Consider the following 23,253-nt stretch of genomic DNA (forward strand, 5'->3'; position numbering starts at 1 on the left):
TTATCCGGAGCTCAGTATGAAGCCATGCGTTGAAGCCTTTCACGATCCACGGACGTCCACCATGACGTACGTGGTGTACGAAACCGACGGTTCGCCGTGCGCGGTCGTCGACGCGGTGCTCGACTACGAACCGCATGCTGGCCGTCTGTCGACCCGCTCGGCGGACCGGGTGATCCGCTTCGTCACCGAGCATCGGCTCCAGGTGGAATGGTTGCTGGAAACGCATGCGCATGCGGATCACATCTCGGCGGCGGCGTATCTGCGCGGCAAGCTCGGCGGGAAGATCGCGATCGGCGAACATATCGGCGCGGTGCAGACGGTGTTCGAGCGGATCTTCAATCTCGATCCGTCCGCGCAGGCGGGGCCCGCGCCGTTCGATCATCTGTTCGTCGACGGGGAAACCTTTCGGGTCGGCGCGTTCGAAGGCCGCGTGATGCACGTGCCGGGCCACACGCCGGCCGACGTCGCGTATGTGTTCGACGGCATGGCGTTCATGGGCGACACCTTGTTCATGCCCGACGTCGGCACCGCGCGCTGCGATTTTCCGGGCGGCGATGCGCGCAAGCTGTACGAGTCGATCGGCAAGCTGCTGAGCCTGCCGCCGCGGACGCGGCTGTTCGCGTGCCACGACTATCCGCCCGAAGGCCGCGAGACGCGTTGGGAGGCCACGGTCGCCGAGCAGCGCGCGGCGAACATCCACGTACGCGACGGCGTGACGCTGGAGCAGTTCGTCGCGATGCGCACGGCGCGCGATGCGACGCTCGGTCAGCCGGCGCTGATCATCCCTTCGATCCAGCTGAATATCCGCGCGGGCGTGTTGCCGGCGGCCGAGGGGAACGGCGTGCGTTATCTGAAGCTGCCGCTCGACGCGTTTTGACGTGGCTTGAAGCGGGGTTAAGCGGCTTGAAGCGGCTTGAAGCGGCTTGAAGCGGATCGAAGCGGGCTCAAGCGGGCTCAAGCGGGCTTAGGTGGGTTTAAGCAGAGCGGCATGAAAAGGCGCGGCGGTGCATGACGTTTCGCAACGCCTTCACGGATCGACATCCATCACTCATCGGGAAGCAAAAAAAGGAAAGCAATGAGCACGAATGCAGCGGCGCCGGGTAACACGGAAACGTTCGACGTAGTGGTGATCGGCGGCGGCGCGGCCGGCATCGGCGTGACGGCGAGTCTGTTGCGCCGCAGGCCGGACCTGCGGATCGCGATCGTCGAGCCGGCCGAGCGCCACTACTATCAGCCCGCGTGGACGCTGGTGGGCGGCGGCGCGTTCAATATCGACGACACCGTGCGGCCGATGTCGTCCGTGATGCCCGGCCACGCCCACTGGATCAAGGCGAGCGCCAGCGCGATCGAGCCCGGCCAGCACACGGTGCGGCTCGACGACGGACGCAGCATCGGCTACCGCCGGCTGATCGTCTGCCCCGGGCTGCGCCTTGCGTGGGACAGGATCGAAGGGCTCGAAGCCACGCTCGGCAGGAACGGTGTGACGTCGAACTACCGGTTCGATCTCGCGCCGTACACGTGGCAACTCGTGCGCGAACTGAAGGGCGGCAAGGCGCTGTTCACGCAACCGGGCATGCCGATCAAATGCGCGGGCGCGCCGCAGAAAGCGCTGTACCTGTCGTGCGATTACTGGCGTACGCAGCGCGTGCTCGACCAGATCGACGTCGAGTTCAATCTGGCCGGCGACGTGCTGTTCGGCGTCGCGGCCTTTGTGCCGTCGTTGATGAAATACGTCGAGCGTTATCGAACGTCGCTCGCGTTCGGGTCGAACCTGGTGAGCGTCGACGGCGCGCGCAAGGTCGCGACCTTTGCCGTGAAGGATGCGAACGGCAGCGTCGCGCGGGTCGAAAAACCCTTCGACATGCTGCACGTGGTGCCGCCACAGGTGCCGCCGGCCTTGGTCAGCGAAAGCGTGCTGGCCGACCAGGCCGGGTGGTGCGAAGTCGATCACGCGACGCTCGCGCATCCGCGCGTGCCCGACGTGTTCGCGCTCGGCGACGCCTGTTCCGCGCCGAACGCGAAAACGGCCGCGGCGGTACGCAAGCAGATCGTGGTCGTCGCCGACAATCTGCTCGCGTCGCTGGACGGCAAGCCGTTGCCCGCGCGTTACGACGGTTACGGCGCGTGTCCGCTGACGGTCGAGAAGGGCAAGGTCGTGCTCGCGGAATTCGGCTACGGCGGCAAGCTGCTGCCGACGTTCCCGCTCAATCCGACCGTGCCGCGCGCGTCGGCGTGGCATCTGAAGGCGAGTTTTCTGCCGTGGCTTTACTGGAACGGTTTGCTGAAGGGCCGCGAATGGCTGACGGCTTCGACGGCGCAACCGGCGAAACCGGCCAATCAGGCGAAGCTGTCCGCATGAGCGCGCTGCCTCTGGTCACGCTGACGAGTACGGCGCTCGGCGCCTGCGTCGGCGCCACGCTCGCGCTGACCGGCGCGGGCGGCGCGATCATCGCGGTGCCGTTGCTGATGTTCGGCTTGCGGCTGTCCGTGATCGAAGCGGCGCCGATCGGTCTGCTGGCGGTCGCGTCGTCGGCGTTGCTGGGTGCCGTGCTCGGACTGCGGGCGGGGATCGTCAGATATCGCGCGGCGGGGCTGATCGCCGTGGCCGGCATGCTGATGACGCCGGCCGGTTTGTGGGTCGCGCGGCGCGTGCCGAATACGCCGCTGACCGTGCTGTTCGCGGCAGTGCTCGCGTATGTCGCGGTGCAGATGTACCGGCGCGCGGCGGGCGTGCCGGCGCCGGCCGCGGTGGCGTCCGGGTCTGGCTCTTCGTCAGGGAGCGCCTCCATGTCCGTGCCTTGCCGGCTGGATGCGACGTGCGGCCGCTTGATCTGGACCTTGCCCTGCGCCCGCGTGCTGACCATGTGGGGCGCGGCGGCGGGCTTTCTGTCGGGCCTGCTCGGCGTGGGCGGCGGCTTCGTGATCGTGCCCGCGCTCAGACGATCGACCGATCTGCCGATGCAGTCCATCGTCGCCTCGTCGCTCGGCGTGATTGCGCTGGTGTCGATGACCGGGGTGATGTCGGCGGCCTGGCAGGGGCATATGGACTGGCCGGTCGCGCTGCCTTTCGCGGCGGGCGCGGTGGGCGCGATGCTGATCGGCCGGGCATTCGCGAAGCGGCTGAGCGGGCCGAAACTGCAGCAGGGTTTCGCGGTGATCGCCGGCGCGATCGCGGTGGGCCTGATTGTCAAAGTCGCGCTGATTGTCGTTTAACGAAGCGACGTGGTGAATGCTGAAGCGCCGTTAGCCTGATTGATTGACGTCCTGAATCGAAGGGCCCGTTTCAGGCTAACTGAATTATTCAAATATAGTTATCCGAAATAACAATAAGAGATTCCGGCAGGTCGCGCTTAAAGTAGCGGGCGGATGAAAATCCGACCCCCGTCGCGCCAGCTCGTCTGCCGTTGCCGTTGCCAGTGCATTTCAGAAATACCTATCCATCCCCAACCATTTAATAATCAGGCGTTGATATGAAGAAGAAACTTGCAGCGATGATTCCTCTCGTGGTCGCGGCGTCGGCAGCGCACGCGCAGAGTTCGGTCACGTTATACGGCATCGTGGAAGACGGCGTCGACGTGGTCAGCAATGTGCAGGGCAGTCATCTGGTGCAGATGGCCTCCGGCGTGACGGCCGGCAGCCGCTGGGGCGTGCGCGGCACCGAAGATCTCGGCGGCGGACTGTCGACGATCTTCCGGCTCGAAAGCGGCTTCGACCTGAACTCGGGACGCCTCGGCAGCGGCCTCGCGTTTTCGCGCAATGCGTATGTGGGTCTGCAAAGCCAGCAGGTGGGCACGTTGACGCTCGGGCGCCAGTGGGATTCGATCGTCGATTTCGTCGAGCCCTATACGTTGAACGGCAATATCGGCGGGTATTACTTCGCGCATCCGAACGATATGGACAACACCGACAACGGCTTCCCCATCTCGAACGCGATCAAGTACCGTAGCCCGACGCTCGGCGGCCTGACCTTCGGTGGCCTCTATGCGCCGGGCGGCATCGCCGGCAAGTTCTCGGACAACACCACCTTCAGCGTCGGCGCGACCTATGCGCTGGGACCGGTGAGCGCGGGCGTCGGCTATCTGCACATCAACGACCCGGGCGTGTCGACCCAGGGCTATCAGAACTACCCGGGCTTCACGAACGCGGTGTACGGCAACTACCTGGCCGCCGCGCGTGCGCAGAAGGTGTTCGGCGCGGGCGTCGCGTATCAGGTGCTGGATTCGCTGCGCGTGCTCGCCGACTTCACCAACACGAACTTCCAGCAAGGCAGCGCGGGACATGATGCGACGTTCCAGAACTACGAACTGTCGACCTTGTTCAACCCGACGGCGGCCGTCACGATCGGCGCGGGCTACACGTACACGACGGGCAGCGACCATGCAACCGGCGCGCAGCCGAAGTACAACCAGTTCAACCTGAGCGCCGAATACGCGCTGTCGAAGCGGACCTCGGTCTACGTGCTCGGCGTGTTCCAGAAAGCGGCGGGCGATGCCAAGGTCGCGCAGATCGCCGGCTTCAATCCGTCGGGGAATCAGAAGCAGGCGGTGGGACGCCTGGGCATTCGCAGCGTGTTCTGATCGTTGAAGGCGGGCGGATACGCCGGCGTGCGGTGGGGTGGTGCGATTGAAAGCAATTAGAAATAAACCGGACGCCGCCATGCCCATACACGCCGGCGCGGCCGTTCGCCGATATTTTTAGCGTGTTTTTCCCGCGCCGCCGTATTCCCGCCATTCCGAATCAACTCCCCACTTCCCCCGACGCTTCAGTGGCGGTAAAGTCATACCGCGTTTGTTTGCTGAAACCTGGTAAAACCAGCCCGCATTCGCACGTCCCGCAAGTTTTTTTGCAAACGCAGTTTTGTAAAACAGGCTTCAAAAGGGGATTTACATGTCAGTCGGCAATACGGTCGTCGACACGACCAGAAGCAGCACAAAATACAAACTCATCAAGTGGTCGATTATCGGGTTGTGCATCGCCGTCGGCGCGCCGCTCGCCATCCTGCTGGTCAAGGGCCTCGTCGGCCTGATTCTCGCTGCTGTCATCGGCCTCGCGGCCATCAACTTCGGCCCGGTGCTGGCCATGAAGTTCGCGAACCAGAAGGTCAAGATGTTCGTGAACGAGGCGAAAGCCAATCCGATCGAAACGCTCTATAACGAGCTTGCCGAGAAGCAGGAAGGCGCCGAACGCTTCAAGAAAAGCATTACGGACTTCCGCACCGAGGTCAAAAACTTCGAAGACAAAACCGCGCAGTTCAAGAAGCAATATCCGGAAGACGCCGCGCGTTTCGAGACCCAGCTCGCGACCATGAAAAAACTGCTCGCGTTTCGCGAGGGTCGCTACAAACAGGTTCAGGACGAACTTAAACGCTTTTCGGATGCGATCGACCGCGCCAAGGCGCTATGGGATATGTCGCAATCCGCGCAGCGCATGAACAAGATCGCCGGCATGCAGAACAGCGATACCTTCGCGCAGATCAAAACCGACGCCGCGCTCGATTCGGTGATGAACTCGGTCAATAAGGCGTTTTCGGAAATGGAAACGTCGTTGATGGAAAGCGCCGAGGTGCAGCAGGCGAAGGCCGCCACGGAAATGGGCACGCTCACGCCGCCCGCCCAGCAGATCGGCTCGCCTCACGCGCCGCAGTAAGCCGCGCGCCGTGCAAGAGCAAATGCACTTGCTCTTGCACTTCCCGACAACTCGACTCGACCAAAAATGAAGAAAATTCTGGGTTCGGTGCTTTTCCTGATCTTGCTGGCGGCTGGTTGGTATATCCACGAAGGCGGCCTGAAAAATCTCAACTACGGGCAGCGCGCCGAGAAGGACAACGGTATCGATACCGGCAATAGCGGCAGCGGCGGCAGCGGCGGCAACAGCGGCAGTAGCAGCAACGGCAGCACCGGCGGCAACGGCGCCACCGACACCGCCGCCACGCCGCCCGTGGCCAACAATCCGGACGGCTTCGTGCCCAACAAGGACACGTTGAAATCGATCCTCGGCAATGGCGTGGTGCGCGTGAGCGTCGAAAACCCGTCGCGGCCGTTCTACTCGGAAGACGGCGGCAAGCCGCAGGGCTTCAACGTCGACTTCGCGAATCTGCTGTTCGCGCAGAAGGAGTTCACCTCGGGCGACCACGCGAGCATCACGGTCGACACGCATCACGGCGTGGACACCTATCCCGCCGTCCCCGATCAACTGACGAAAACCGACCGGCAGGGCAACGCGCTCGTCGATGTCGCGATGGACGGGCTGACCTTCCCCGACAACACGCCGAACGGCGTCGTGTACTCGATTCCGTATGTCGAGGACTTCGGCTACTCGCTGATCGTGCCGCAAGGTTCGCCGGTGCGCTCCGCGGCCGATCTCTCGGGCAAGACGGTCGGTGTGCTGCAAGGCGATCCGGACGTGAAGGCGTTCGTGCAGAAGGCCTTCCCGAATAGCCGGATCGTCGAGTTGTCGGATGCGAGCATCGAAGGGCAGCGGTCGTGGATGGCGCATTTCCTCGACAACCGTCAGGTCGATGCGATCGTCTACGACTATCCGTTCGGCGTCGCGGAGATCAAGGGCACCGATCTGCGCTTTGCGCAGACCAAGCTCGACGGCTCGAACCTGTCGTACAAGATCGGCGTGCGCAAGGACGACAGCGCGCTGTTGATCTACCTGAATTCGGCGATCGCGAAGGTCAAGCAGACGCCGGCCTACCTCGACCTGCTGCGCAAATATTTCATCAGCGACCAGGTGCTGACCACGGCGGCGAGCGGCGGCGAGAAGACGTACGTGGTGCGTTCGGGCGACACGCTCAATGCCATCGCGTTGAGCCAGTTGGGCAGCGGCACGCGTTACGTGGACGTGCAGAAGCGCAACAATCTGCCGAATCCGAACCTGATCCTGGTGGGGCAGCGGCTGATCATTCCGCAGCGCTGAGCGGCGCGCGTCGCGGTGCGCCGACATCTTCGTCATTCATTGCGCATGCCGCGCAGGGGCACGCCCACGGGTTATCCCGGCCGGGCGTGTCGCCTGGCGCGCCATGAGCCCCCCATTTCCGCCAGGTTTGCATCCATTTCGGCCCGCGCTGCGTAAATCCCCTCAAGGACGCGCACCCCCACCCGATACCGCCCACCCACCGCGCATCCCGAAACCCGGAGACGCGCCCATGAGCCTTGCCGTACCGACCACCCCTCTACCGCGCGGCGCGCGGGTCGCGGTCATCGGCGCCGGCATTTCGGGGCTGGCCAGCGCTTACTTCCTCGCCCGTGATCATCAGGTGACGCTGTTCGAATCGGCCGGCTACCTCGGCGGCCACACCAACACGGTCGACGTCACGCTCGAAGGCCAGACGCATCCCGTCGATACCGGTTTCCTGGTCTTCAACGACCGCACTTACCCGAACCTGATCGCGCTGTTCGCCGAACTCGGCGTGCAATCGCATCCGAGCGCGATGACCTTTTCGGTCTCGCTCGACGAAGGCCGCCTCGAATGGGCCGGCACCAATCTGAACACCGTGTTCGCGCAGCGCCGCAACCTGTTTTCGCCGACCTTCATCGGCATGCTGCGCGACATCGTGCGCTTTAACGGCAGCGCCCAGCGCAACCTCGAACTCGCGACGCAGTCCCGCGCGTCGATGGGCGAACTGCTGACGGCCGGCGGCTACGGCGGCGCATTCCAGCGCCACTATCTGCTGCCGATGGCCGCCGCGATCTGGTCGAGCGCGACCGCCGACATTCTCGCGTTCCCGGCCACCACCTTCCTGCGCTTCTGTCTGAACCACGCGCTGCTGCAGGTGAACCGGCGTCCGCAATGGCGGACGGTGGTCGGCGGCGGACGCGAATACGTGCGGCGGATGGCCGGCACGCTCACCGACATCCGCTTCGACACCGCCGTGCGCGGCGTGCGGCGCGACGGGCAGGGCGTCGACGTGTACACCGACGACGGCACGCAGCGCTTCGACGCGCTGGTGCTCGCGACCCACGCGCCGACCACGCTGCGTCTGCTGGAAGATGCCGATCAGGACGAGCGCAGCGTGCTGAGCGCGGTGCGCTATCAACCGAACGTCGCGGTGCTGCATACCGATACCCATCTGCTGCCGCGCCGGCAGCGCGTGTGGTCCGCGTGGAATTACCTCGGCAGCCGGCGCGTGGACGGCACGCATCCGGTGTGCGTCAGTTATCTGGTCAACCAGTTGCAGCCCTTGCCGTTCGCGACGCCGCTCGTCGTCACCTTGAACCCGGTCGCGCAGCCCGCGCCGGGCACCGAGTTGCGCCGCTTCGTGTACGACCATCCGCTGTTCGATCTGGCCGCGATCGACGCACAGCACCGGCTGCCGTCGCTGCAAGGCAAGCGGCGCACGTGGTTCGCGGGTGCGTGGACCGGCTACGGCTTTCACGAGGACGGCCTGAAATCGGCGTTGCGGGTGGCCGCCGATTTCGGCGCGGCGCCGTCATGGGCCGCGCTGTGAAAGCCGCGCGCGAGTGCGCCGACGTGCCCGCCTGGCTACTGACCGGGCAGGTGATGCACGAGCGTCTGCGGCCGCGCCAACATCGCTTTACCTACCCCGTGTTCTACGTGCGCTGCGATCTCGACCGGCTTGGGTCGCTCGGCTCGACTGCCTCGTTCCCGAGCGGCTGGTTCGGCATCGACCGCTGGCGGCCGCTGAGCCTGCATGCGCGCGATCACGGTCCGCGCGACGGCAGCGACCTCGCCGCGTGGATGCGCGCGCAACTATCGGCGGCAGGCATTCACGAAGCGGACGGAAAAATCTGGCTGCAGGCGTTTCCACGCGTGTTCGGCTATGCGTTCAATCCGGTGAGTTTCTGGTTCTGCCATGACCGCGACGGCCAGTTGCGCGCGCTGCTGGCCGAAGTGCGCAACACGTTCGGCGCGCGTCATTGCTATCTGCTGAGCGCGGAGGCTCACGCGCCGATCACCGCCGCGACGCCGCTCGTGTGCAGAAAAGTGCTGCACGTGTCGCCGTTTTGCCGGGTCGAAGGCGGCTATACGTTTCGCGTCACGCAGACGCCAGACCATGTATCGGTCGCGATCGACTATCGCGACGCCGACGGTCTGCTGATTCGCACCGCGCTCGGCGGCCGCGTGCAACCGCTGACGCGCGCCGCCGCGCTGCGCGCGTTGCTGCGTCAACCGTTGCTGACGGTCGGCGTGGTCGCGCGCATCCATTGGCAGGCCGTGCGGCTCGCGTTGAAGAAAACGCCGTTCTACGGCAAACATCCCGCGCCGGGACGTCGCGCGGACGCATCCACCGATCCCATCGCGCCGACGGAACCGTCTGCCGCCGCGCGTTCCATTTCATCCGATTGAGGAGACTCCGCCATGGCGCTTTCCAGAACCTTGAGCGGATACCGATCCGCCCCCGCGTCAGCGCGACTGTTCCTGTCGCTGCTCGAACGGATTCAGGTGGGACACGTCGCGTTGATCACGCCCGACGGTCAGCAGCGCGTGTTCGGCGATCCGCACGCGGCGCCGGGCGCGCGGCTCGAACTGCGTGACTGGCGCGCGTGCGGCGCGATCTTGCGCAAGGGCGATATCGGCTTCGCGGAAGCGTGGCGCTCGTTCTGGGTCGACACGCCGGACCTCGCCGCGTTGCTGCGCGTCGCGATCCGCAACGAACGCGCGTTGCAGCGCACGGTGTATGGCGGCTGGCTCGCGCAACTGTGGTACGGGTTGCGACACAAGCTGCGGCCGAATACGCGCTCCGGCAGCCGGCGCAACATTCACGCGCACTACGACATCGGCAATACGTTCTACGCGCAGTGGCTCGATCCCACTTTCACGTATTCGAGCGCGGTATTCGACGGCGATTTTCAGCGCTCGCTTGAAGACGCGCAGCACGCCAAGTACCAGCGCATCATCGATACGCTCGGCTTGCAGTCCGGCATGCGGATTCTGGAAATCGGCTGCGGCTGGGGCGGTTTCGCGATGCATGCGGCGCGGCTGGGCATTCACGTGCACGGCGTGACGATCTCGCCCGCGCAGCTCGAATTCGCCCAGATGCGCGTGCATGAAGCCGGGCTCGACGAGCGCGTGCAACTCGAATTGCGTGACTACCGCACGCTGACCGGTCAATACGACGGCATCGTCTCGATCGAAATGTTCGAGGCGGTCGGCGAGAAATTCTGGCCGGCGTACTTCGGGATTCTGCGTGCGTGTCTGCGTCCCGGCGCGCGCGCGATGCTGCAGACCATCACGATCGACGAACCGCACTTCGCCGCGTATCGCGCGACCAGCGACTTCATCCGCGAATATATTTTTCCGGGCGGCATGCTGCCGAGCCCGCAGCGTTTCATCGACGCGGCACGGCGCGGCAAGCTGCACGCGCAGACGTCGCTCGCCTTCGGGCGCGATTATGCGGAGACCTTGCGACGCTGGCGCGCCGCGTTCGAAGCGCAACTCGACACGATCCGGACGCAGGGCTTCGACGAGATTTTCGTGCGCACGTGGCGGCTTTATCTCGCGTACTGCGAGGCGGGTTTCGACGAAGGGCGCACCGACGTGATGCAGTTCGTGCTGGCCAGGGTGGACTGACGTGCGCGCGCTCGCGGCGGTGCTGCTGATGCTGTGGGCCGTGGCCGCGTGCGCGGACTGGCGCGACGACGTGCCGTCCGCGAAACTCGTCGGCGAGGGGCCGTTCACCGTGTTCGGCTTCACGCTGTATCGCGCGCAACTGTGGACCGAACGCATGCCGGTGGACGACGACGAACCGTTCGCGCTGCATATCGTCTACACGCGCAGCATCAAGCGCGAACGCTTCGTGGATGCGGGTATCGGCGAGATCAAGCGGCTTGCCGGCGCGCCGGTTCCGGCGTCGACGCTGGACCGTTGGCGCGCCGACATGATGCAGGCCTTCGTGGACGTCGCGCCCGGCGATCAGCTGAGCGCGGTGAATCTGCCGGGCAAGGGTGTGCGTTTCTATGCCGGCGATCGCGTGACCGCCGAGTTCGACGACCCGGCGTTCGCGCACGCGTTCTTCGGCATCTGGCTCGATCCGTCGACGCGTGCCCCAGCGTTGCGCAAGCATTTGCTGGGATTGGAGCCCTGAGGTTGCGATGGCGCCGTGCCCTCGCGCTGCGCGGCGACGCTTGCCTGGGCGTCGATGAACGCCACCGTATCGTCGAGCACCGGCGCGAAACCGCGCAACGGTCCCGCGATGGCGCCCACCAGCAACGCGTGACCGACGCGCGGATAGTGCTTCACCTCGACATCCCGATCGCCGGCTGCGCGCAGTTTTGCGGCCAGGCGGTCGGTATTGCCGGGATCGACGGTGGTGTCGCGCTCGCCGGCGGCGAGGAACATCGGCGGTTCGTCGCCCGCGACGAAGTTGATCGGCTGACTCGCGGCGCGCGTGCTCAACGGGAAAATCCGTTCGAGCGTGGCGTCCTGCAGCGGCAGAAAATCGTACGGACCGGCCAGCCCGATCACGCCCGCGATATCGCGTTTGCTCATCTGCTGCGCGGCGAGATAGCGGTCGTCGGTGGCGAGCAGCATCACAATATGCGCGCCGGCCGAGTGACCCATCAGGAAGATTCGCGACGGGTCGCCACCGAACTCGGCGGCATGATCGCGAGCCCAGCGTACGGCGCGCGCGGCGTCGTCGACGAAACCGGGAAACCCGGTCTCCGGCCAGGTGCGGTAGTCGGGCAGCACCGCGACGAAACCGCGCGAGGCAAGCGCCGCGCCGACGAACAGATAGCTGCCGCGCGAGCCGTTCTGCCAGCTTCCGCCGTACAGGAACACGACGACCGGGCGCCCGCGCGTGGCGGCGGGCGGTGCGCTCACGCCAGGCGTGTAGACGTCGAGCTGCTGGCGCGGATTGTCGCCGTATGCGATGCCGTCCTCCGCGTGAAAGCCGTTGCGCGATGCGGCGGCGTTCAGAAAGCCGGCAGGGCTGCAACCACTTAAAGCGGTGAGCGCCAGCGCGGCGGTCAGGGTCAGCAGGCGTCGAGGCGTCATGGGCGGTCTGTCCGGAATGATTCGTTCGAACAATGTACGCGTCATGTCCCGAAGCGGATGCAGGCTTATCCCGCGTGAAACGGCGGCCACGGCGAAATGCCGGCCGTCTGCAACAACAGCACCAGATTGAGCGCCAGCACCGCGATCGTGCCGAGTACCGCCGCCACGGTCGTCATGCGCCGGTTCCGGTAGCGGCCCATCAGGTCGCCGCGCGACGTGAACCACACCAGCGCGATCATCGGCACCGGCAACGCGATGCTGAGCACGACCTGGCTCAGCACCAGCGCGCGCGTCGCGTCCACGCCCCACGCGACGACGGCGAATGCCGGCGCCATCGTGATCAGACGGCGCGCCCACACGGGAATGTGAAAGCCGACGAAGCCCTGCATGATCATCTGTCCGGCCATCGTGCCGACCACCGAACTCGACACGCCGGAGGCGATCAACGCCGCCAGAAAGAGTCCCGCCGCCGCGCCGCCGAGCAGTGGCGTGAGTGTGCGCCACGCGGTCTCGATGCTGGCGATATCCGCGTGCCCCGCGTGGAACGCGCTCGACGCCATGATCACCATCGCCATGTTGATGAGTCCCGCGACGCCGAGCGCGGCCACGACCTCGATATTGGAAAAGCGCAGCAGCTTGCCGCGCTCGCTCTCGTTGCGCGGTGTCACGCGATTCTGCGTGAGGCCCGAATGGAGAAACAGCACATGCGGCATCACGGTCGCGCCGATGATGCCGACCGAAATCGTCAGCGCATTGCTGTCGGGCATGGCCGGCGTGAACGTATGCTTGACCACGGACGGCCAATGCACCGGCGCGATCAGCAGCTCGGCGAGATACGACAGCCCGATCACGCCCACCAGCGCCGCGATCGCCAGTTCGAGCGGCCGGAAGCCGCGCTTTTCGAATTGCAGCAGCGCGTAGGTGACGGCCGCGGTGATCAGCATGCTGGGGATCATCGATAGATGCGTGAGCAACGAAACGCCGATCGCCCCGCCGACGAACTCGGCGAGATCGGTCGCCATCGCCGCGATTTCGCTGATACCCCACATCGCGAGCACATAGCGGCGGGGCAGCGCGGCGCGACATAACTCGGCGAGGTTGTGGCCGGTCACCAGTCCGAGCTTGGCGGACAGCGACTGAAACAGCATCGCGACGATGTTGGCCACCGCCACCACCCACAGCAGCGTATAGCCGTAACCGGCGCCTGCCTGAATGTTGGTGGCGAAATTGCCGGGGTCCATGTAGGCGATCGATGCCACCACCGCCGGTCCCACGAACGGCAGCATCGCGCGCAAACCGCGTCGCCGTCCCGCCAGCGTTTCGCGCATGTCGAAGCAGGTCTGCTCGGTGAGCGTCTGCGGCACGGCGGGTTGGCTGATCGCTTCGTTCATGACTGCTCCTGTGCGTCGTGGTCGGACGTTCACGGCATTGAACCAGGCCGGTCAACGGGTGACCGCGGCCCTCGCCGCGTCACCACGTTGCCGGTGCAGCAGGCTGCGTGCGTCAGGCGCTCATGTTCAACGCGCCGTTCACGCCGTTCGGGAAGAAGCCGCCCTTGGTCGTGATGCCGCTCGTCAGATAGACGATGTTGAGCACGTTGCTGTAGTTGCGGCTGAACGCGAGCCCGTTGCTGTCGAGCGGCACGATGTTCGACGTGCCGGCCGTCGCGCCGGTGATCCCCTGATCGTCGTGACCGTTGTTGTCGAGACTGTCGCGCGCGGCCGAGATCGCGTTGGCGGCGGTGACGAGACTCGTCATGTCGATCCCTTTCGAGTACAGCACCGTGCGTACCAGCCCCGCGTGATACGCCTCGGCCGCGAGAATGCCGGCCGCGGCTTCGAGAAAGGTCTTGTTGGTGATCAACGGCGACGCGCCCTTATACGCGGTCACGCCGACGTCCTCGAAGATGAACGCGCCGAGCAGGAAGTTGTTGTCGCTCGCATACGGATTGAAGGCGACGCCCGCGCCCACCAGCCCCGCCGCGCGTGCCGCGTTCGAGAACGCCCCGTTCGGATTGGTGCCGCCGATATCGATCGAGGGCATCGCCACCGCGGCCGAGCCGAGCGCGCTGCGCAGGAACGCGACGTGCTCGCGTTCGTCGTTGGCGATCTCGTTCGCGTAGGCCTGCACCACCGCGTCCTGGAACGGCACCTGCTGGCCGGGGATCACCGTGCCCATCGTGCCGACACCGGAGGTCATGCTCGCGGCAAGACCGGCGCCCGTCGTCGCGTACGTGTAGAACTGCGATTCGAGGTACTCCAGGTTCAGCGCGAAGTTGAGGATTTCCGCGTCGGTCGGCGCGCTCTGCGCCGACACGCTCGAACCCGACCCGCCGCCGCACGCGCTGATCAGCGTGCCGCCGACCAGACCCAGGCCGAGACCACCGGCATTGCGAAAGAACTGTCTGCGTTGCAGACGCCGTTCGACACGACGGTCGAATGCGTCGATAAGCTTTCCTGACTGATTGCTGGACTCCGACATGGCTGTGCTCCTCAAATGGTTCGCTACCCATGCCGCGCACTGGCGACGCACGCGTGTGCCTGACGATCGTTCACGCGCTGCGGGACGCAAAAACGCGGACGCAAAGAGGCCTCTGTCCTTCTGAGAAGAACTGATCGATCGCGGTAGAAGAGCGAGCCCTCAACCGCCTTTACGGAGCCAATGCGCGAGTAGATGCAAACCTCACCAAAGATTTCCTCGTGCGTTCGCAGCATTGCGGCGGGGCGCGTCGAACTTAGTCGATCGACGCCATTCGAGCGACGCGATGGGTGCGTTGTGCGTGCCGTTCAGGCAAGTTTGACCCGCTTCGCCGAGCCTTCGCCGCGATCCTCTGTACAATTGGCCGATCGATCGTCGGCGTCCTTTCCGGGGGCGCGTCGTTTTCTTTTGATCATCGAACCCCATCGACCGAATTCATGGCCATTACCTACAAGACTCCCGACGACATCGCCAGGCTTCGCATTTCCGGGCGCCTCGCGGCCGACGTGCTGGCGATGATCGGCGAGCACGTCAAGCCCGGTGTCTCCACCGAGGAGCTCGACGCGCTGTGCAACGACTACATTGTCAAGACCCAGAAAACGATTCCGGCAAATGTCGGCTATCTGGGTTTTCCGAAGACGGTGTGCACGTCCGTCAACCAGGTGGTGTGCCACGGCATCCCGAATCGCGGCGAGGTGCTGAAGGACGGCGACATCATCAATATCGACGTCGCGATCATCAAGGACGGCTACTTCGGCGATACGAGCCGCATGTATTGCGTGGGCCAGCCGAGCACGGTCGCGCGTCAGCTGATCGACACCACCTATGAAGCGATGCTCGCCGGCATCCGCCAGGTGAAACCGGGCGCCACGCTCGGCGACGTCGGTCACGCGATCCAGAAGGTTGCGCAGCGCGATGGCTTTTCGATCGTGCGCGACTACTGCGGGCACGGTATCGGCAAGGTCTATCACGAAGACCCGCAGGTACTGCACTACGGTCAGCCGGGGCAGGGCATGCGTCTGAAGCCCGGCATGGTCTTCACGATCGAACCGATGGTCAACGCGGGCCGCGCCGGCACCTCGGTGCTGCGCGACGGCTGGACCGTGGTCACCAAGGACCGCTCGCTGTCGGCGCAATGGGAGCACATGATCGCCGTCACGGACGACGGCTACGAGCTGCTCACGCCGTGGCCCGACGGCACCGGCGATTACGAAGCGCCTTGAGCGCGGGGCAGTCGTGGGCCAGGCGCGCGCGATGCGCGGCACGCTCGCAGACCGCTCGGCCGTGCGTTGCACGTTGCATGGATTGCGCGTGAACGCTGCATGCCGGGCGCGTGAAATGCTGCTCGATATGTGTGCAACCCAGCATGAAGCTCGACGAGCAACTCGCACCGAAGCTCGCGTGTCGCGCAAATCCGGTCAATAATGATTTGACTCGCACGCCGGTTCGGTTAAAGCTACGCCTTAGGATTTCAAGGGGTTTTCGTCTGCATGAGTCCGTCATTGACCGTTCGCCGCATCACCGCCGATCAAGGCGCCGTATTTCGCGAACTCCGCACCGCGTCGCTGCGTGAGGCGCCGTACGCGTTCGGCGCCACGCTCGAAGACGCGTTGTCGGTAGATGCCGCCAGTTACGACGCCACCGCCGCCGACCACGCGGTGTCGATGCGCGTCGCCACGTTCATTCTCTATACCGAGGGCCATCCCGCCGGCCTGATCGAAGCGCATTTCGACGACACCGCGGCGCGCCGCGCGTTCGTCTGCGAGTTGTGGGTGGCGCCGGCCGTGCGTCATCTGCGCGGCGGGGAGTTGCTGGTCGACACGGCCGGCAGCTGGCTCGCGAACGAGGGCGCCACCGAGATCTACGCGTGGCTCGCGGACGCCAACCGCAACGCCATCCGCTTCTACGAAGCGCTCGGCTTCGGCCCGACCGGCGAGCATCGTCGCGTGCAGCGCGCGCCCGAGCAAGCCGAAAGTCTGCTGGTGCGGCACGTGCCGACCACCTCGCAGGTATTCCAGCAGTGATCCCGCGAGCGGCGCAGCTCGCTGCCGCTCGATTCCCCTCGCGTCTGTCCCGCGTTCGTGGCTGTGCCGCGGGCCGCGTCATTCGCGCGGCAAAAAAACTGGCCGCGCGCGTGGACGCCTGTAAAATACGCAAAATTTTTTGCCGAACGCTATGTCGCCCAAGAAATCACCCTTTTTCGAACTCCGCAGCGGCTCCGTCGACACGCTCCTGTTCGTGGTCAAGACGACCGACCTGGACGCGATGCGTGCCGAGCTGACCCGGCGCTTCGAGGCGACCCCCGAATTCTTTGCCAACGACGTCGTCGCGATCGACGTGCGTCGTCTCGATGACGCCGAGCGCGTGCCGCTCGCCGACATCGCGCAACTGCTCGATAGCGTGCGCATGCGGCCGGTCGGCGTGGTGGCCAATCCGCAGCAGACGTGGGCCGCCGAAGGCGCGCTGCCCCTGCTCGAAGCGCGCGACCGCCGCGGCAACGCCGCAAAATCCGCTGACGAAGAGACGGCGAACGCTAACGTGAGCGCGGCCGGTGTCACGAACGCCTCGAACACCACGAACACCACGAACGCCGCCGGCACCACGAGCGCGCCCACCGGCAACCCGCAGGCAAGCCTGCTGCCGCCCGACGACGCGAGCGCCGACGGCGTCCCGCCGCCCGGCACGCCGGCCACGGCCGCCGCGGTCGAACCGGTGCCTGCCGCCGAGCCGGTGCGTCTCGCCACGTCGTCGCAGACCACGGTGGTCGACAAGCCGCTGCGTTCCGGCCAGCGCATCTACGCGAAGGGCGACCTGGTCGTGCTCGGGCTCGTGAGCTACGGCGCGGAAGTGATCGCGGAAGGCAACATCCATATTTACGCGCCGTTGCGCGGCCGGGCATTGGCCGGCGTGCAGGGCAATCACGACGCGCGCATTTTCTGCACGTGTCTCGAACCGGAACTGATCTCGATCGCGGGCATCTATCGAACGACCGAGAACCCGCTGCCGGCCGACGTGCTCGGCAAGCCGGTGCAGATCTGGCTCGAGGAAGAAAAGTTGATGATCGAACCGCTGCGGCTCACCTGAGCAAGGACGTGACGTCACGCGCGCCGCACCGGCACGGTACGACGGAATGCGGCATGCGACGTTTCACGGCCAGACGAGCCGCACATAACTGACGAATTTGACGAACACAAGGTAAGGGTAATGGCAAAAATCATTGTGGTGACTTCGGGCAAGGGTGGCGTGGGCAAGACGACCACGAGCGCGAGTTTTGCATCGGCCCTCGCATTGCGTGGCAGCAAAACCGCCGTGATCGACTTCGACGTCGGCCTGCGTAACCTCGACCTCATCATGGGCTGCGAGCGTCGCGTGGTGTACGACCTGATCAACGTGATCCAGGGCGAAGCCAATCTGAACCAGGCGCTGATCAAGGACAAGAAGTGCGAGAACCTGTTCATCCTGCCGGCCTCGCAAACGCGTGACAAGGACGCGCTGACGCTCGAAGGCGTCGAGAAGATCATCAACGATCTGATCGCGATGGACTTCGAATACATCGTCTGCGATTCGCCCGCGGGGATCGAATCGGGCGCGCTGCTCGCCATGCATTTCGCCGACGAGGCGCTGATCGTGACGAATCCGGAAGTGTCGTCGGTGCGCGACTCGGACCGCATTCTCGGCATCCTGTCGTCGAAGACCAAACGCGCGATCGAAGGCAAGGAGCCGATCAAGGAGCATCTGCTGATCACGCGCTACAACCCGAAGCGCGTCAGCGAAGGCGAAATGCTGTCGCTCACCGATATCCAGGAAATTCTGCGTATCGATCTGATCGGCGTGATTCCGGAGTCGGAAGCGGTGCTGCATGCGTCGAACCAGGGCCTGCCGGCCGTGCACCTCGACGGTACCGACGTGGCCGAAGCCTACAAGGATGTCGTATCGCGTTTCCTCGGCGAGCAGAAGTCGCTTCGCTTTACCGATTACCAGAAGCCCGGGCTGCTGCAGCGCCTCTTCGGCACCAAGTAAGGAGAGCGCACGTCATGTCGATTCTTTCGTTTTTGCTGGGCGAGAAGAAGAAGTCCGCGTCGGTAGCGAAGGAACGCCTGCAGTTGATCATCGCGCACGAGCGCGCCGGCGGCCATGCGCCCGCCGATTATCTGCCTGCGTTGCAACGCGAACTGGTGGCCGTGATTTCGAAGTACGTGAAGATATCCGATGACGATATTCGCGTGAGCCTCGAGCGCCAGGACGATCTCGAAGTGCTCGAGGTCAAGATCGAGATACCGCAGGCTTGAGACGGCGCGGCGTGGTCGGCGCCGCGCTTGTCGTTGCAGTCTCGCTGTCGTTGTAGTGATCGCTGTAGTTTTCGTTATGGCTGTGGTTACGGCCGTCGTCGTATCGATGCCGTTCGCCGAAGCAGTGCGTTGCTGCTTCGGCTTCAAATTGCGCATCCTGCGCGTTCCGCGTTCGTCCCGCTCGTGTCATTCCTCCCCCGTGCTTCATGTCTCCCGCACGTGCTTCACGCCGCGAAATAATCCGTTGCATTTCCGTGTGTGCCGTTACACGGCCCACGTCAGCCAGTTCGACCCCTCGCGCATTAAATGGATAACGCCGATAACGGTGTCCAACTACAGAGGGAAAAAATGAACAAGACCTTTCGTTTTCTGCTTGCCAACACCGTGCTGGTCGCTGCGGGTGTCGCGGCCGTTGCCTCGGCTTCGGCCGAGGAAGTCGTGGTGATCGCCCCGTCGGCGCCGCCCCCGGTTCGCTACGAAGTGGTGCCCGCCGCGCGCGTCGGCTACGTGTGGGATAAGGGTCACTGGCGTTGGGACCATGGCCGCTATGTGTGGATCGGCGGTCACTGGCAAGCCGAGCGCGTCGGCTATCACTGGGTGCCGGGCCACTGGGATGCGTACGGTCCGCATTACCACTGGGTGCCGGGTCACTGGGCGTAAGTCCCGAGGCGTGCGTCACGCCTGATGCCCGTGCAGCAGGCCGCTCAGGCCAGCTTCACGGGGACGGCGCGCAGCGCATCGCCGCCCGCGCCGTTTCTCTCTCCCGCTTGAATGCATAACCACGCAGGCGCCGTGCGCGTCAGGGGTCGGCGCACGCCTGCGTTTTCCAGGAATCGAGTGATGAAAAAGAATCTGCTTATGATCGCCATGCTGGCGGTCGTGCTGGCCGGTTGTGTCGTCGTGCCGGCGCGGCCGGTGGTGGTGCGCGCGCCGGGCGTCGTGGTTTATTGACGCGGGGTGTCGGCGGGTTCCTGGCTGGGCGCGTCGACGTCCGGTGCTTCCACCTCCGGCACTTCGGGCACCGGTGCCGGCGCCGGACCCGGCAGCGGCGCCATGTAGCGCTCGGCCAGCGACTCGTAGAGCGGCGGTGCGAAGAAGCGCGCGACGCGGCTCGAGATCAACGCCGTCGCCATCAGCGAAATCACCAGCGCGTGACCGTCGATCATCTCCATGACGATCACGAACGACGTGATCGGCGACTGCGTGACCGCCGCCAGATACCCGACCATCGCGAGCGCGATCAGCATCGGCAACTGCATCGAATCGAACACCATGTGCAGCAGATTGCCGAAGCCCGCGCCGATCGACAGCGACGGCGCGAAGATGCCGCCCGGTATGCCCGGCAGGTACGAGCCGACCATCGAGATCATTTTCAGAAACGGATAGAACACCGACAGATGCTCATGTCCGTCCAGCAGTCCGCGCGCTTCCGCATAGCCGCTGCCGAAGGTCGTGCCGCCGGAAATCAGCCCGACCACCGCGATCGTGAAGCCGCACAGCGCGGCGAACACCACCGGCCGCTCGCCGTGCAATTGACGCAACGGCGCCGGAATCCAGCGTGCGGTATTCAGCAGCAGCCAGCCGAACACGCCACCGGCAATGCCCGTGACGATGGCGGTGAGCAGCACGGCCACGGCCAGCAGATCGGGAAAGTGCGCGCCGATCTGGATGGTGCCGAAATAGGTGTAGTTGCCGTTCAAGCCCAAGGCGATCACGCCGGCGATGATGATCGCGGTGATCAGCACGCCGCTGGCGCGCGCTTCGAAACTGCGCGTGAGTTCCTCGATCGCGAACACGACGCCCGCGAGCGGCGTATTGAAGGCCGCCGACAAACCCGCGGCCGCGCCCGCCAGTACCAGTTGCCGTTCGATCAACGCATTCGAGCGCGGGTAGAGCCGCCGCAGATTGAACATCAGCGCCGCGCCGACCTGCACGGTCGGCCCTTCGCGGCCGATCGTGAAGCCGCCGAGAATCGCGAGGAACGACACGGCGATCTTGCCGAACAGTATGCGGAACGACAGCAGCCGTGCGCCGTATTCGGCGGGCTTGCTGTGAAGGGTGGCGATGACCTGCGGAATACCGCTGCCTTCCGAGCCGCGAAAGAATTTGCGGGTGAGCCAGACCGCGAGCGCGGCGACCGCTGGGGTGACGATCAACGGTGCCCATACGTGCCGTTGCTGCAGCGCACGAAATTCGCCGTAGCCCCAATCGATCAGGCGCGCATACAGCACCGCGATCAATCCGACCGCGATTGCGCCGAGCCAGAACACACCGTATTGGCGCCACAGACGCCGCGCGCGACGCACGATGGCGGAAGAGAGAAGAGGGGCCATGGATAAGAAGCCGAGTGCTGGCGCAAAGGGAGAATTATAGGGTTCAGCGACGCTTTAAAAATGCCGGAAAGTATTTTGAAATGTTGTTGCGTGGTCTATCGTAAGGTGGGCGATGTAATGCGCCGTATTAATGACCGGATGACGTTATGCCCAGTTTGGGCAGGATAAATCCATTCGTCGGCTAAAATAGTTTGACGTTCGAACAACCAACAGGTCCTCAATGAAGCGCGTCCTTGTCGTTAAGGTGACTTCACTCGGCGACATCGTGCAGGCATTGCCGGTGATCGCCGATATCAAGCGCGCGTATCCGGGCGTGCAGGTGGATTGGGCCTCGGACGAAGCGTTCGCCGAAGTCGTGCACTGGAGCCAGAGCGTGGACCGCGTGCTGTCCGCGCCGTTGCGCCGCTTCAAGAAGGCGCGCCGCTGGGCCGACTTCAAGGCGATCGCGGCGTCGATCGCCGAATTGCGGGCGTATCGCTACGACACCATCGTCGATATTCACGGCGTGTACAAGAGCGCGATCATCGCGTTTCTCGCGCGGTCGTCGCGTCGCATCGGCTACCGGAATCGGGATCTCGGCGAGCGTGGCGCCGCGTTTGCGTACACGGGCCGTTTCGGTCCGCGTCCGCAGTGCGATGCGTGGCACGGCATGCGTGTGAGCACCGGCGAGGCGCTCAATTACGAAGTGGAAGGGCCGCCCATTTACGACCTGCGTTTGCCGACACCGGTCAAACCACCGTTCGGCAACGAGACCGCGCCGGTCGCGGCGCTCTTTCACGCCACCTCCAAAGACGACAAGAAATGGCCGATCGGCCATTGGGTCGACGTCGGCCGCGAACTCTCCAGGCGCGGCTTCAAGATCGTGCTGCCGTGGGGTTCGGAAGGCGAGCGCGCCGAAGCGGAGCAGATCGCCGCGCAGGTGCCCGGCTCGACCGTGCTGCCGAAGCTGAGCGTCACCGAAATCGCGCAGATGATCGACGCCTGCGCGCTGGTGGTCGGCACGGATACCGGCTTCGTCCATCTCGCGCATGCGTTGCTCAAGCGCACGGTGATGATCTTTGTCGCGACATCGCCCGATCATTGCGGCATCGAGGCGCCGTCGCGCTCCACATCGATCGGCGATGGCCGGCACGTGCCGTCGGTGCGCGCCGCGCTCGACGCGATCGATTACGTGCAGGGCGATTCGCAACGCGCGGGTTCGCAGCACGACGCGACGCAAGAACACGACCTCCACGAAGTCGAACTTCACCACGGTTCGGCCGCAGCCTGAACGGCGCTGTTCACGCGCCGTCGCGCAATCGTTTGCCTGCCGGAAAAGAAAAGAGGCGTGACGTACAGCCGCCCGAGCAAACGGACGCTGCCACGTAACGCCTCCAAAAAACGCCCGCGTCGGGGAACAACGGGCGGAGAGGAATCGTCGCCGATCCAATAGGTACAGCACGTGCGGCACGTACAGCATATGCCGCATGCGCACTTGCACGCATCGCCATCTGACGGCATTGCGGCGTTGCGCAATGTGCGTAATGCATTACACGTCTGTTAAAACTGTCGCTTTTCGTTGAGTGCCGAATCGTCCAATGCTTGCGATTCGCGCGTCGCTTCGTGCCGCGAGGCGCTTCCACAGGGGCATCCGGCGTTTAGCGTTGCCAACGACCTTTCTGCCGCCGGCAACCTGTAACACCTGCGTGATCTTCCCTTACAAATGGCAACGCCCGCGCGAGGCGCCATCGTGTTCAATCGAATCATTCGGGAATTCGGCTCGAATGAATCTGACTCGATGGAGAACAATATGAAACGCTTAATTCTGAGCCTGATCGCAGGCACGCTGCTCGCAACGGCTCTCGGCGGCTGCGTCGTCGCACCGGCGCCGGGTTACTACTACGGCGGCGGCTACGGTTACTACCATCACGGCTACTACTATCGCTAAGCCTTCATGCGAGCAGCATTTCAAACGCGACGACCGCGGTGATCGCCGCCGCGTTTGCCGCCAGCGCCTCGATCACGATGCCTTTCCATGTGGCCGGGCGAAAGCGCAGGGCGAGCAGCAGCGAGCACAGCAGCGCGAGCGCAATGATCACCACGATGTCCGCGTTGTGGAGATGAATGTTCATCCGGGCCTCCCTGCTTGCCTTAGGGTTATTGAGGTCGAGTATAGGCAAGCCAAAAAGACACGCAAGGCAGGGAATTTACTC

The 23,253-nt window shown here is 64.6% G+C and carries 22 protein-coding genes and 1 pseudogene; 18 read left to right on the forward strand and 5 right to left on the reverse strand.

The features are described from left to right. Nucleotides 1-16 precede the first annotated feature (16 nt). From LFL96_RS04400 to LFL96_RS37055, 10 genes and pseudogenes are all read left to right on the forward strand, one after another. Nucleotides 17-877, forward strand: a complete 861-nt coding sequence (locus LFL96_RS04400; protein ID WP_280998441.1) for an MBL fold metallo-hydrolase — start codon at nucleotides 17-19, stop codon at nucleotides 875-877. Between the two features lie 198 nt (nucleotides 878-1,075). Further along, a complete protein-coding gene (locus tag LFL96_RS04405; RefSeq protein WP_280998443.1) occupies nucleotides 1,076-2,359 on the forward strand; it encodes an FAD/NAD(P)-binding oxidoreductase in 1,284 nt (427 codons plus the stop codon). Then, on the forward strand, nucleotides 2,356-3,213 hold the full coding sequence (locus tag LFL96_RS04410; RefSeq protein WP_280998445.1) for a sulfite exporter TauE/SafE family protein: 858 nt from the start codon (nucleotides 2,356-2,358) through the stop codon (nucleotides 3,211-3,213). Before LFL96_RS04405 ends, LFL96_RS04410 begins: the two co-directional genes overlap by 4 nt. Before the next feature lie 257 nt (nucleotides 3,214-3,470). Then, nucleotides 3,471-4,577, forward strand: a complete 1,107-nt coding sequence (locus LFL96_RS04415) for a porin (RefSeq protein WP_280998447.1) — start codon at nucleotides 3,471-3,473, stop codon at nucleotides 4,575-4,577. 310 nt (nucleotides 4,578-4,887) lie between these two features. After that, a complete protein-coding gene (locus LFL96_RS04420) occupies nucleotides 4,888-5,646 on the forward strand; it encodes a hypothetical protein (RefSeq protein WP_280998449.1) in 759 nt (252 codons plus the stop codon). Nucleotides 5,647-5,712: 66 nt separating this feature from the next. Beyond that, nucleotides 5,713-6,921 (forward strand): transporter substrate-binding domain-containing protein, encoded by a 1,209-nt coding sequence (locus LFL96_RS04425; protein WP_280998451.1) that lies wholly within the window; start codon nucleotides 5,713-5,715, stop codon nucleotides 6,919-6,921. A gap of 229 nt (nucleotides 6,922-7,150) precedes the next feature. After that, complete coding sequence (locus LFL96_RS04430) at nucleotides 7,151-8,452, forward strand: FAD-dependent oxidoreductase (RefSeq protein ID WP_280998453.1); 1,302 nt, start codon at nucleotides 7,151-7,153, stop codon at nucleotides 8,450-8,452. Next, entirely contained in the window at nucleotides 8,437-9,312 is an 876-nt protein-coding gene (locus tag LFL96_RS04435) for a DUF1365 domain-containing protein (protein WP_280998456.1), read from the forward strand. Before LFL96_RS04430 ends, LFL96_RS04435 begins: the two co-directional genes overlap by 16 nt. 12 nt (nucleotides 9,313-9,324) lie before the next feature. Next, a complete protein-coding gene (locus tag LFL96_RS04440) occupies nucleotides 9,325-10,536 on the forward strand; it encodes a cyclopropane-fatty-acyl-phospholipid synthase family protein (RefSeq protein WP_280998458.1) in 1,212 nt (403 codons plus the stop codon). A 154-nt stretch (nucleotides 10,537-10,690) separates the two neighbouring features. Further along, nucleotides 10,691-10,978, forward strand: a pseudogene (locus LFL96_RS37055) (hypothetical protein); the annotation flags it as partial. Here LFL96_RS37055 and LFL96_RS04450 read toward each other — a convergent pair. The 3 genes from LFL96_RS04450 to LFL96_RS04460 form a co-directional block, all read right to left on the reverse strand. Then, complete coding sequence (locus tag LFL96_RS04450) at nucleotides 10,921-11,961, reverse strand: alpha/beta hydrolase (RefSeq protein WP_280998460.1); 1,041 nt, start codon at nucleotides 11,959-11,961, stop codon at nucleotides 10,921-10,923. The pseudogene LFL96_RS37055 and the gene LFL96_RS04450 sit on opposite strands and share 58 nt — an antisense overlap. Nucleotides 11,962-12,026: 65 nt before the next feature. Further along, nucleotides 12,027-13,352: an Nramp family divalent metal transporter gene (locus LFL96_RS04455; RefSeq protein WP_280998462.1), complete on the reverse strand. Its 1,326-nt coding sequence runs from the start codon at nucleotides 13,350-13,352 to the stop codon at nucleotides 12,027-12,029. 112 nt (nucleotides 13,353-13,464) lie between these two features. Continuing rightward, on the reverse strand, nucleotides 13,465-14,442 hold the full coding sequence (locus tag LFL96_RS04460; RefSeq protein WP_280998465.1) for a ferritin-like domain-containing protein: 978 nt from the start codon (nucleotides 14,440-14,442) through the stop codon (nucleotides 13,465-13,467). 434 nt (nucleotides 14,443-14,876) lie between these two features. Here LFL96_RS04460 and map point away from each other — a divergent pair, with 434 nt between their 5' ends. From map to LFL96_RS04490, 6 genes are all read left to right on the forward strand, one after another. Next, on the forward strand, nucleotides 14,877-15,662 hold the full coding sequence (map, locus tag LFL96_RS04465) for a type I methionyl aminopeptidase (RefSeq protein ID WP_280998467.1): 786 nt from the start codon (nucleotides 14,877-14,879) through the stop codon (nucleotides 15,660-15,662). Nucleotides 15,663-15,929: 267 nt separating this feature from the next. Then, the gene (locus tag LFL96_RS04470; protein ID WP_280998469.1) at nucleotides 15,930-16,463 is read left to right on the forward strand and encodes a GNAT family N-acetyltransferase; all 534 of its coding nucleotides are present in this window, start codon (nucleotides 15,930-15,932) and stop codon (nucleotides 16,461-16,463) included. Between the two features lie 151 nt (nucleotides 16,464-16,614). Further along, nucleotides 16,615-17,523, forward strand: a complete 909-nt coding sequence (gene minC / locus LFL96_RS04475; RefSeq protein WP_280998471.1) for a septum site-determining protein MinC — start codon at nucleotides 16,615-16,617, stop codon at nucleotides 17,521-17,523. A gap of 120 nt (nucleotides 17,524-17,643) precedes the next feature. Continuing rightward, nucleotides 17,644-18,459: a septum site-determining protein MinD gene (gene minD / locus LFL96_RS04480; protein ID WP_144111639.1), complete on the forward strand. Its 816-nt coding sequence runs from the start codon at nucleotides 17,644-17,646 to the stop codon at nucleotides 18,457-18,459. Nucleotides 18,460-18,473: 14 nt separating this feature from the next. Beyond that, entirely contained in the window at nucleotides 18,474-18,728 is a 255-nt protein-coding gene (gene minE, locus LFL96_RS04485) for a cell division topological specificity factor MinE (RefSeq protein WP_008922443.1), read from the forward strand. 348 nt (nucleotides 18,729-19,076) lie between these two features. Further along, on the forward strand, nucleotides 19,077-19,388 hold the full coding sequence (locus LFL96_RS04490) for a YXWGXW repeat-containing protein (protein WP_280998484.1): 312 nt from the start codon (nucleotides 19,077-19,079) through the stop codon (nucleotides 19,386-19,388). Between the two features lie 284 nt (nucleotides 19,389-19,672). Here the strand turns inward: LFL96_RS04490 and LFL96_RS04495 are convergent, their stop codons facing one another. Next, on the reverse strand, nucleotides 19,673-21,061 hold the full coding sequence (locus LFL96_RS04495; RefSeq protein ID WP_280998486.1) for a chloride channel protein: 1,389 nt from the start codon (nucleotides 21,059-21,061) through the stop codon (nucleotides 19,673-19,675). A gap of 220 nt (nucleotides 21,062-21,281) precedes the next feature. Here LFL96_RS04495 and waaC point away from each other — a divergent pair, with 220 nt between their 5' ends. Together waaC and LFL96_RS04505 are read left to right on the forward strand one after the other, a co-directional pair. Next, entirely contained in the window at nucleotides 21,282-22,331 is a 1,050-nt protein-coding gene (gene waaC / locus LFL96_RS04500; protein ID WP_280998488.1) for a lipopolysaccharide heptosyltransferase I, read from the forward strand. A gap of 519 nt (nucleotides 22,332-22,850) precedes the next feature. Beyond that, on the forward strand, nucleotides 22,851-22,988 hold the full coding sequence (locus tag LFL96_RS04505; RefSeq protein ID WP_280998490.1) for a hypothetical protein: 138 nt from the start codon (nucleotides 22,851-22,853) through the stop codon (nucleotides 22,986-22,988). A gap of 4 nt (nucleotides 22,989-22,992) precedes the next feature. On the opposite strand, the gene LFL96_RS04510 is transcribed toward LFL96_RS04505, so the two are convergent. After that, on the reverse strand, nucleotides 22,993-23,172 hold the full coding sequence (locus LFL96_RS04510) for a hypothetical protein (protein ID WP_280998492.1): 180 nt from the start codon (nucleotides 23,170-23,172) through the stop codon (nucleotides 22,993-22,995). Nucleotides 23,173-23,253: the final 81 nt, after the last annotated feature.

Source organism: Paraburkholderia sp. D15 (assembly GCF_029910215.1).
GTDB lineage: Bacteria > Pseudomonadota > Gammaproteobacteria > Burkholderiales > Burkholderiaceae > Paraburkholderia.

What these genes read in the sequence shown, in the direction of transcription:
- LFL96_RS04400 (WP_280998441.1), top strand. Translation starts at nt 17, where the DNA reads ATGAAGCCATGCGTTGAAGCCTTTCACGATCCACGGACGTCCACCATG.
- LFL96_RS04405 (WP_280998443.1), top strand. Translation starts at nt 1,076, where the DNA reads ATGAGCACGAATGCAGCGGCGCCGGGTAACACGGAAACGTTCGACGTA.
- LFL96_RS04410 (WP_280998445.1), top strand. Translation starts at nt 2,356, where the DNA reads ATGAGCGCGCTGCCTCTGGTCACGCTGACGAGTACGGCGCTCGGCGCC.
- LFL96_RS04415 (WP_280998447.1), top strand. Translation starts at nt 3,471, where the DNA reads ATGAAGAAGAAACTTGCAGCGATGATTCCTCTCGTGGTCGCGGCGTCG.
- LFL96_RS04420 (WP_280998449.1), top strand. Translation starts at nt 4,888, where the DNA reads ATGTCAGTCGGCAATACGGTCGTCGACACGACCAGAAGCAGCACAAAA.
- LFL96_RS04425 (WP_280998451.1), top strand. Translation starts at nt 5,713, where the DNA reads ATGAAGAAAATTCTGGGTTCGGTGCTTTTCCTGATCTTGCTGGCGGCT.
- LFL96_RS04430 (WP_280998453.1), top strand. Translation starts at nt 7,151, where the DNA reads ATGAGCCTTGCCGTACCGACCACCCCTCTACCGCGCGGCGCGCGGGTC.
- LFL96_RS04435 (WP_280998456.1), top strand. Translation starts at nt 8,437, where the DNA reads ATGGGCCGCGCTGTGAAAGCCGCGCGCGAGTGCGCCGACGTGCCCGCC.
- LFL96_RS04440 (WP_280998458.1), top strand. Translation starts at nt 9,325, where the DNA reads ATGGCGCTTTCCAGAACCTTGAGCGGATACCGATCCGCCCCCGCGTCA.
- LFL96_RS04450 (WP_280998460.1), bottom strand. Translation starts at nt 11,961, where the DNA reads ATGACGCCTCGACGCCTGCTGACCCTGACCGCCGCGCTGGCGCTCACC.
- LFL96_RS04455 (WP_280998462.1), bottom strand. Translation starts at nt 13,352, where the DNA reads ATGAACGAAGCGATCAGCCAACCCGCCGTGCCGCAGACGCTCACCGAG.
- LFL96_RS04460 (WP_280998465.1), bottom strand. Translation starts at nt 14,442, where the DNA reads ATGTCGGAGTCCAGCAATCAGTCAGGAAAGCTTATCGACGCATTCGAC.
- map (WP_280998467.1), top strand. Translation starts at nt 14,877, where the DNA reads ATGGCCATTACCTACAAGACTCCCGACGACATCGCCAGGCTTCGCATT.
- LFL96_RS04470 (WP_280998469.1), top strand. Translation starts at nt 15,930, where the DNA reads ATGAGTCCGTCATTGACCGTTCGCCGCATCACCGCCGATCAAGGCGCC.
- minC (WP_280998471.1), top strand. Translation starts at nt 16,615, where the DNA reads ATGTCGCCCAAGAAATCACCCTTTTTCGAACTCCGCAGCGGCTCCGTC.
- minD (WP_144111639.1), top strand. Translation starts at nt 17,644, where the DNA reads ATGGCAAAAATCATTGTGGTGACTTCGGGCAAGGGTGGCGTGGGCAAG.
- minE (WP_008922443.1), top strand. Translation starts at nt 18,474, where the DNA reads ATGTCGATTCTTTCGTTTTTGCTGGGCGAGAAGAAGAAGTCCGCGTCG.
- LFL96_RS04490 (WP_280998484.1), top strand. Translation starts at nt 19,077, where the DNA reads ATGAACAAGACCTTTCGTTTTCTGCTTGCCAACACCGTGCTGGTCGCT.
- LFL96_RS04495 (WP_280998486.1), bottom strand. Translation starts at nt 21,061, where the DNA reads ATGGCCCCTCTTCTCTCTTCCGCCATCGTGCGTCGCGCGCGGCGTCTG.
- waaC (WP_280998488.1), top strand. Translation starts at nt 21,282, where the DNA reads ATGAAGCGCGTCCTTGTCGTTAAGGTGACTTCACTCGGCGACATCGTG.
- LFL96_RS04505 (WP_280998490.1), top strand. Translation starts at nt 22,851, where the DNA reads ATGAAACGCTTAATTCTGAGCCTGATCGCAGGCACGCTGCTCGCAACG.
- LFL96_RS04510 (WP_280998492.1), bottom strand. Translation starts at nt 23,172, where the DNA reads ATGAACATTCATCTCCACAACGCGGACATCGTGGTGATCATTGCGCTC.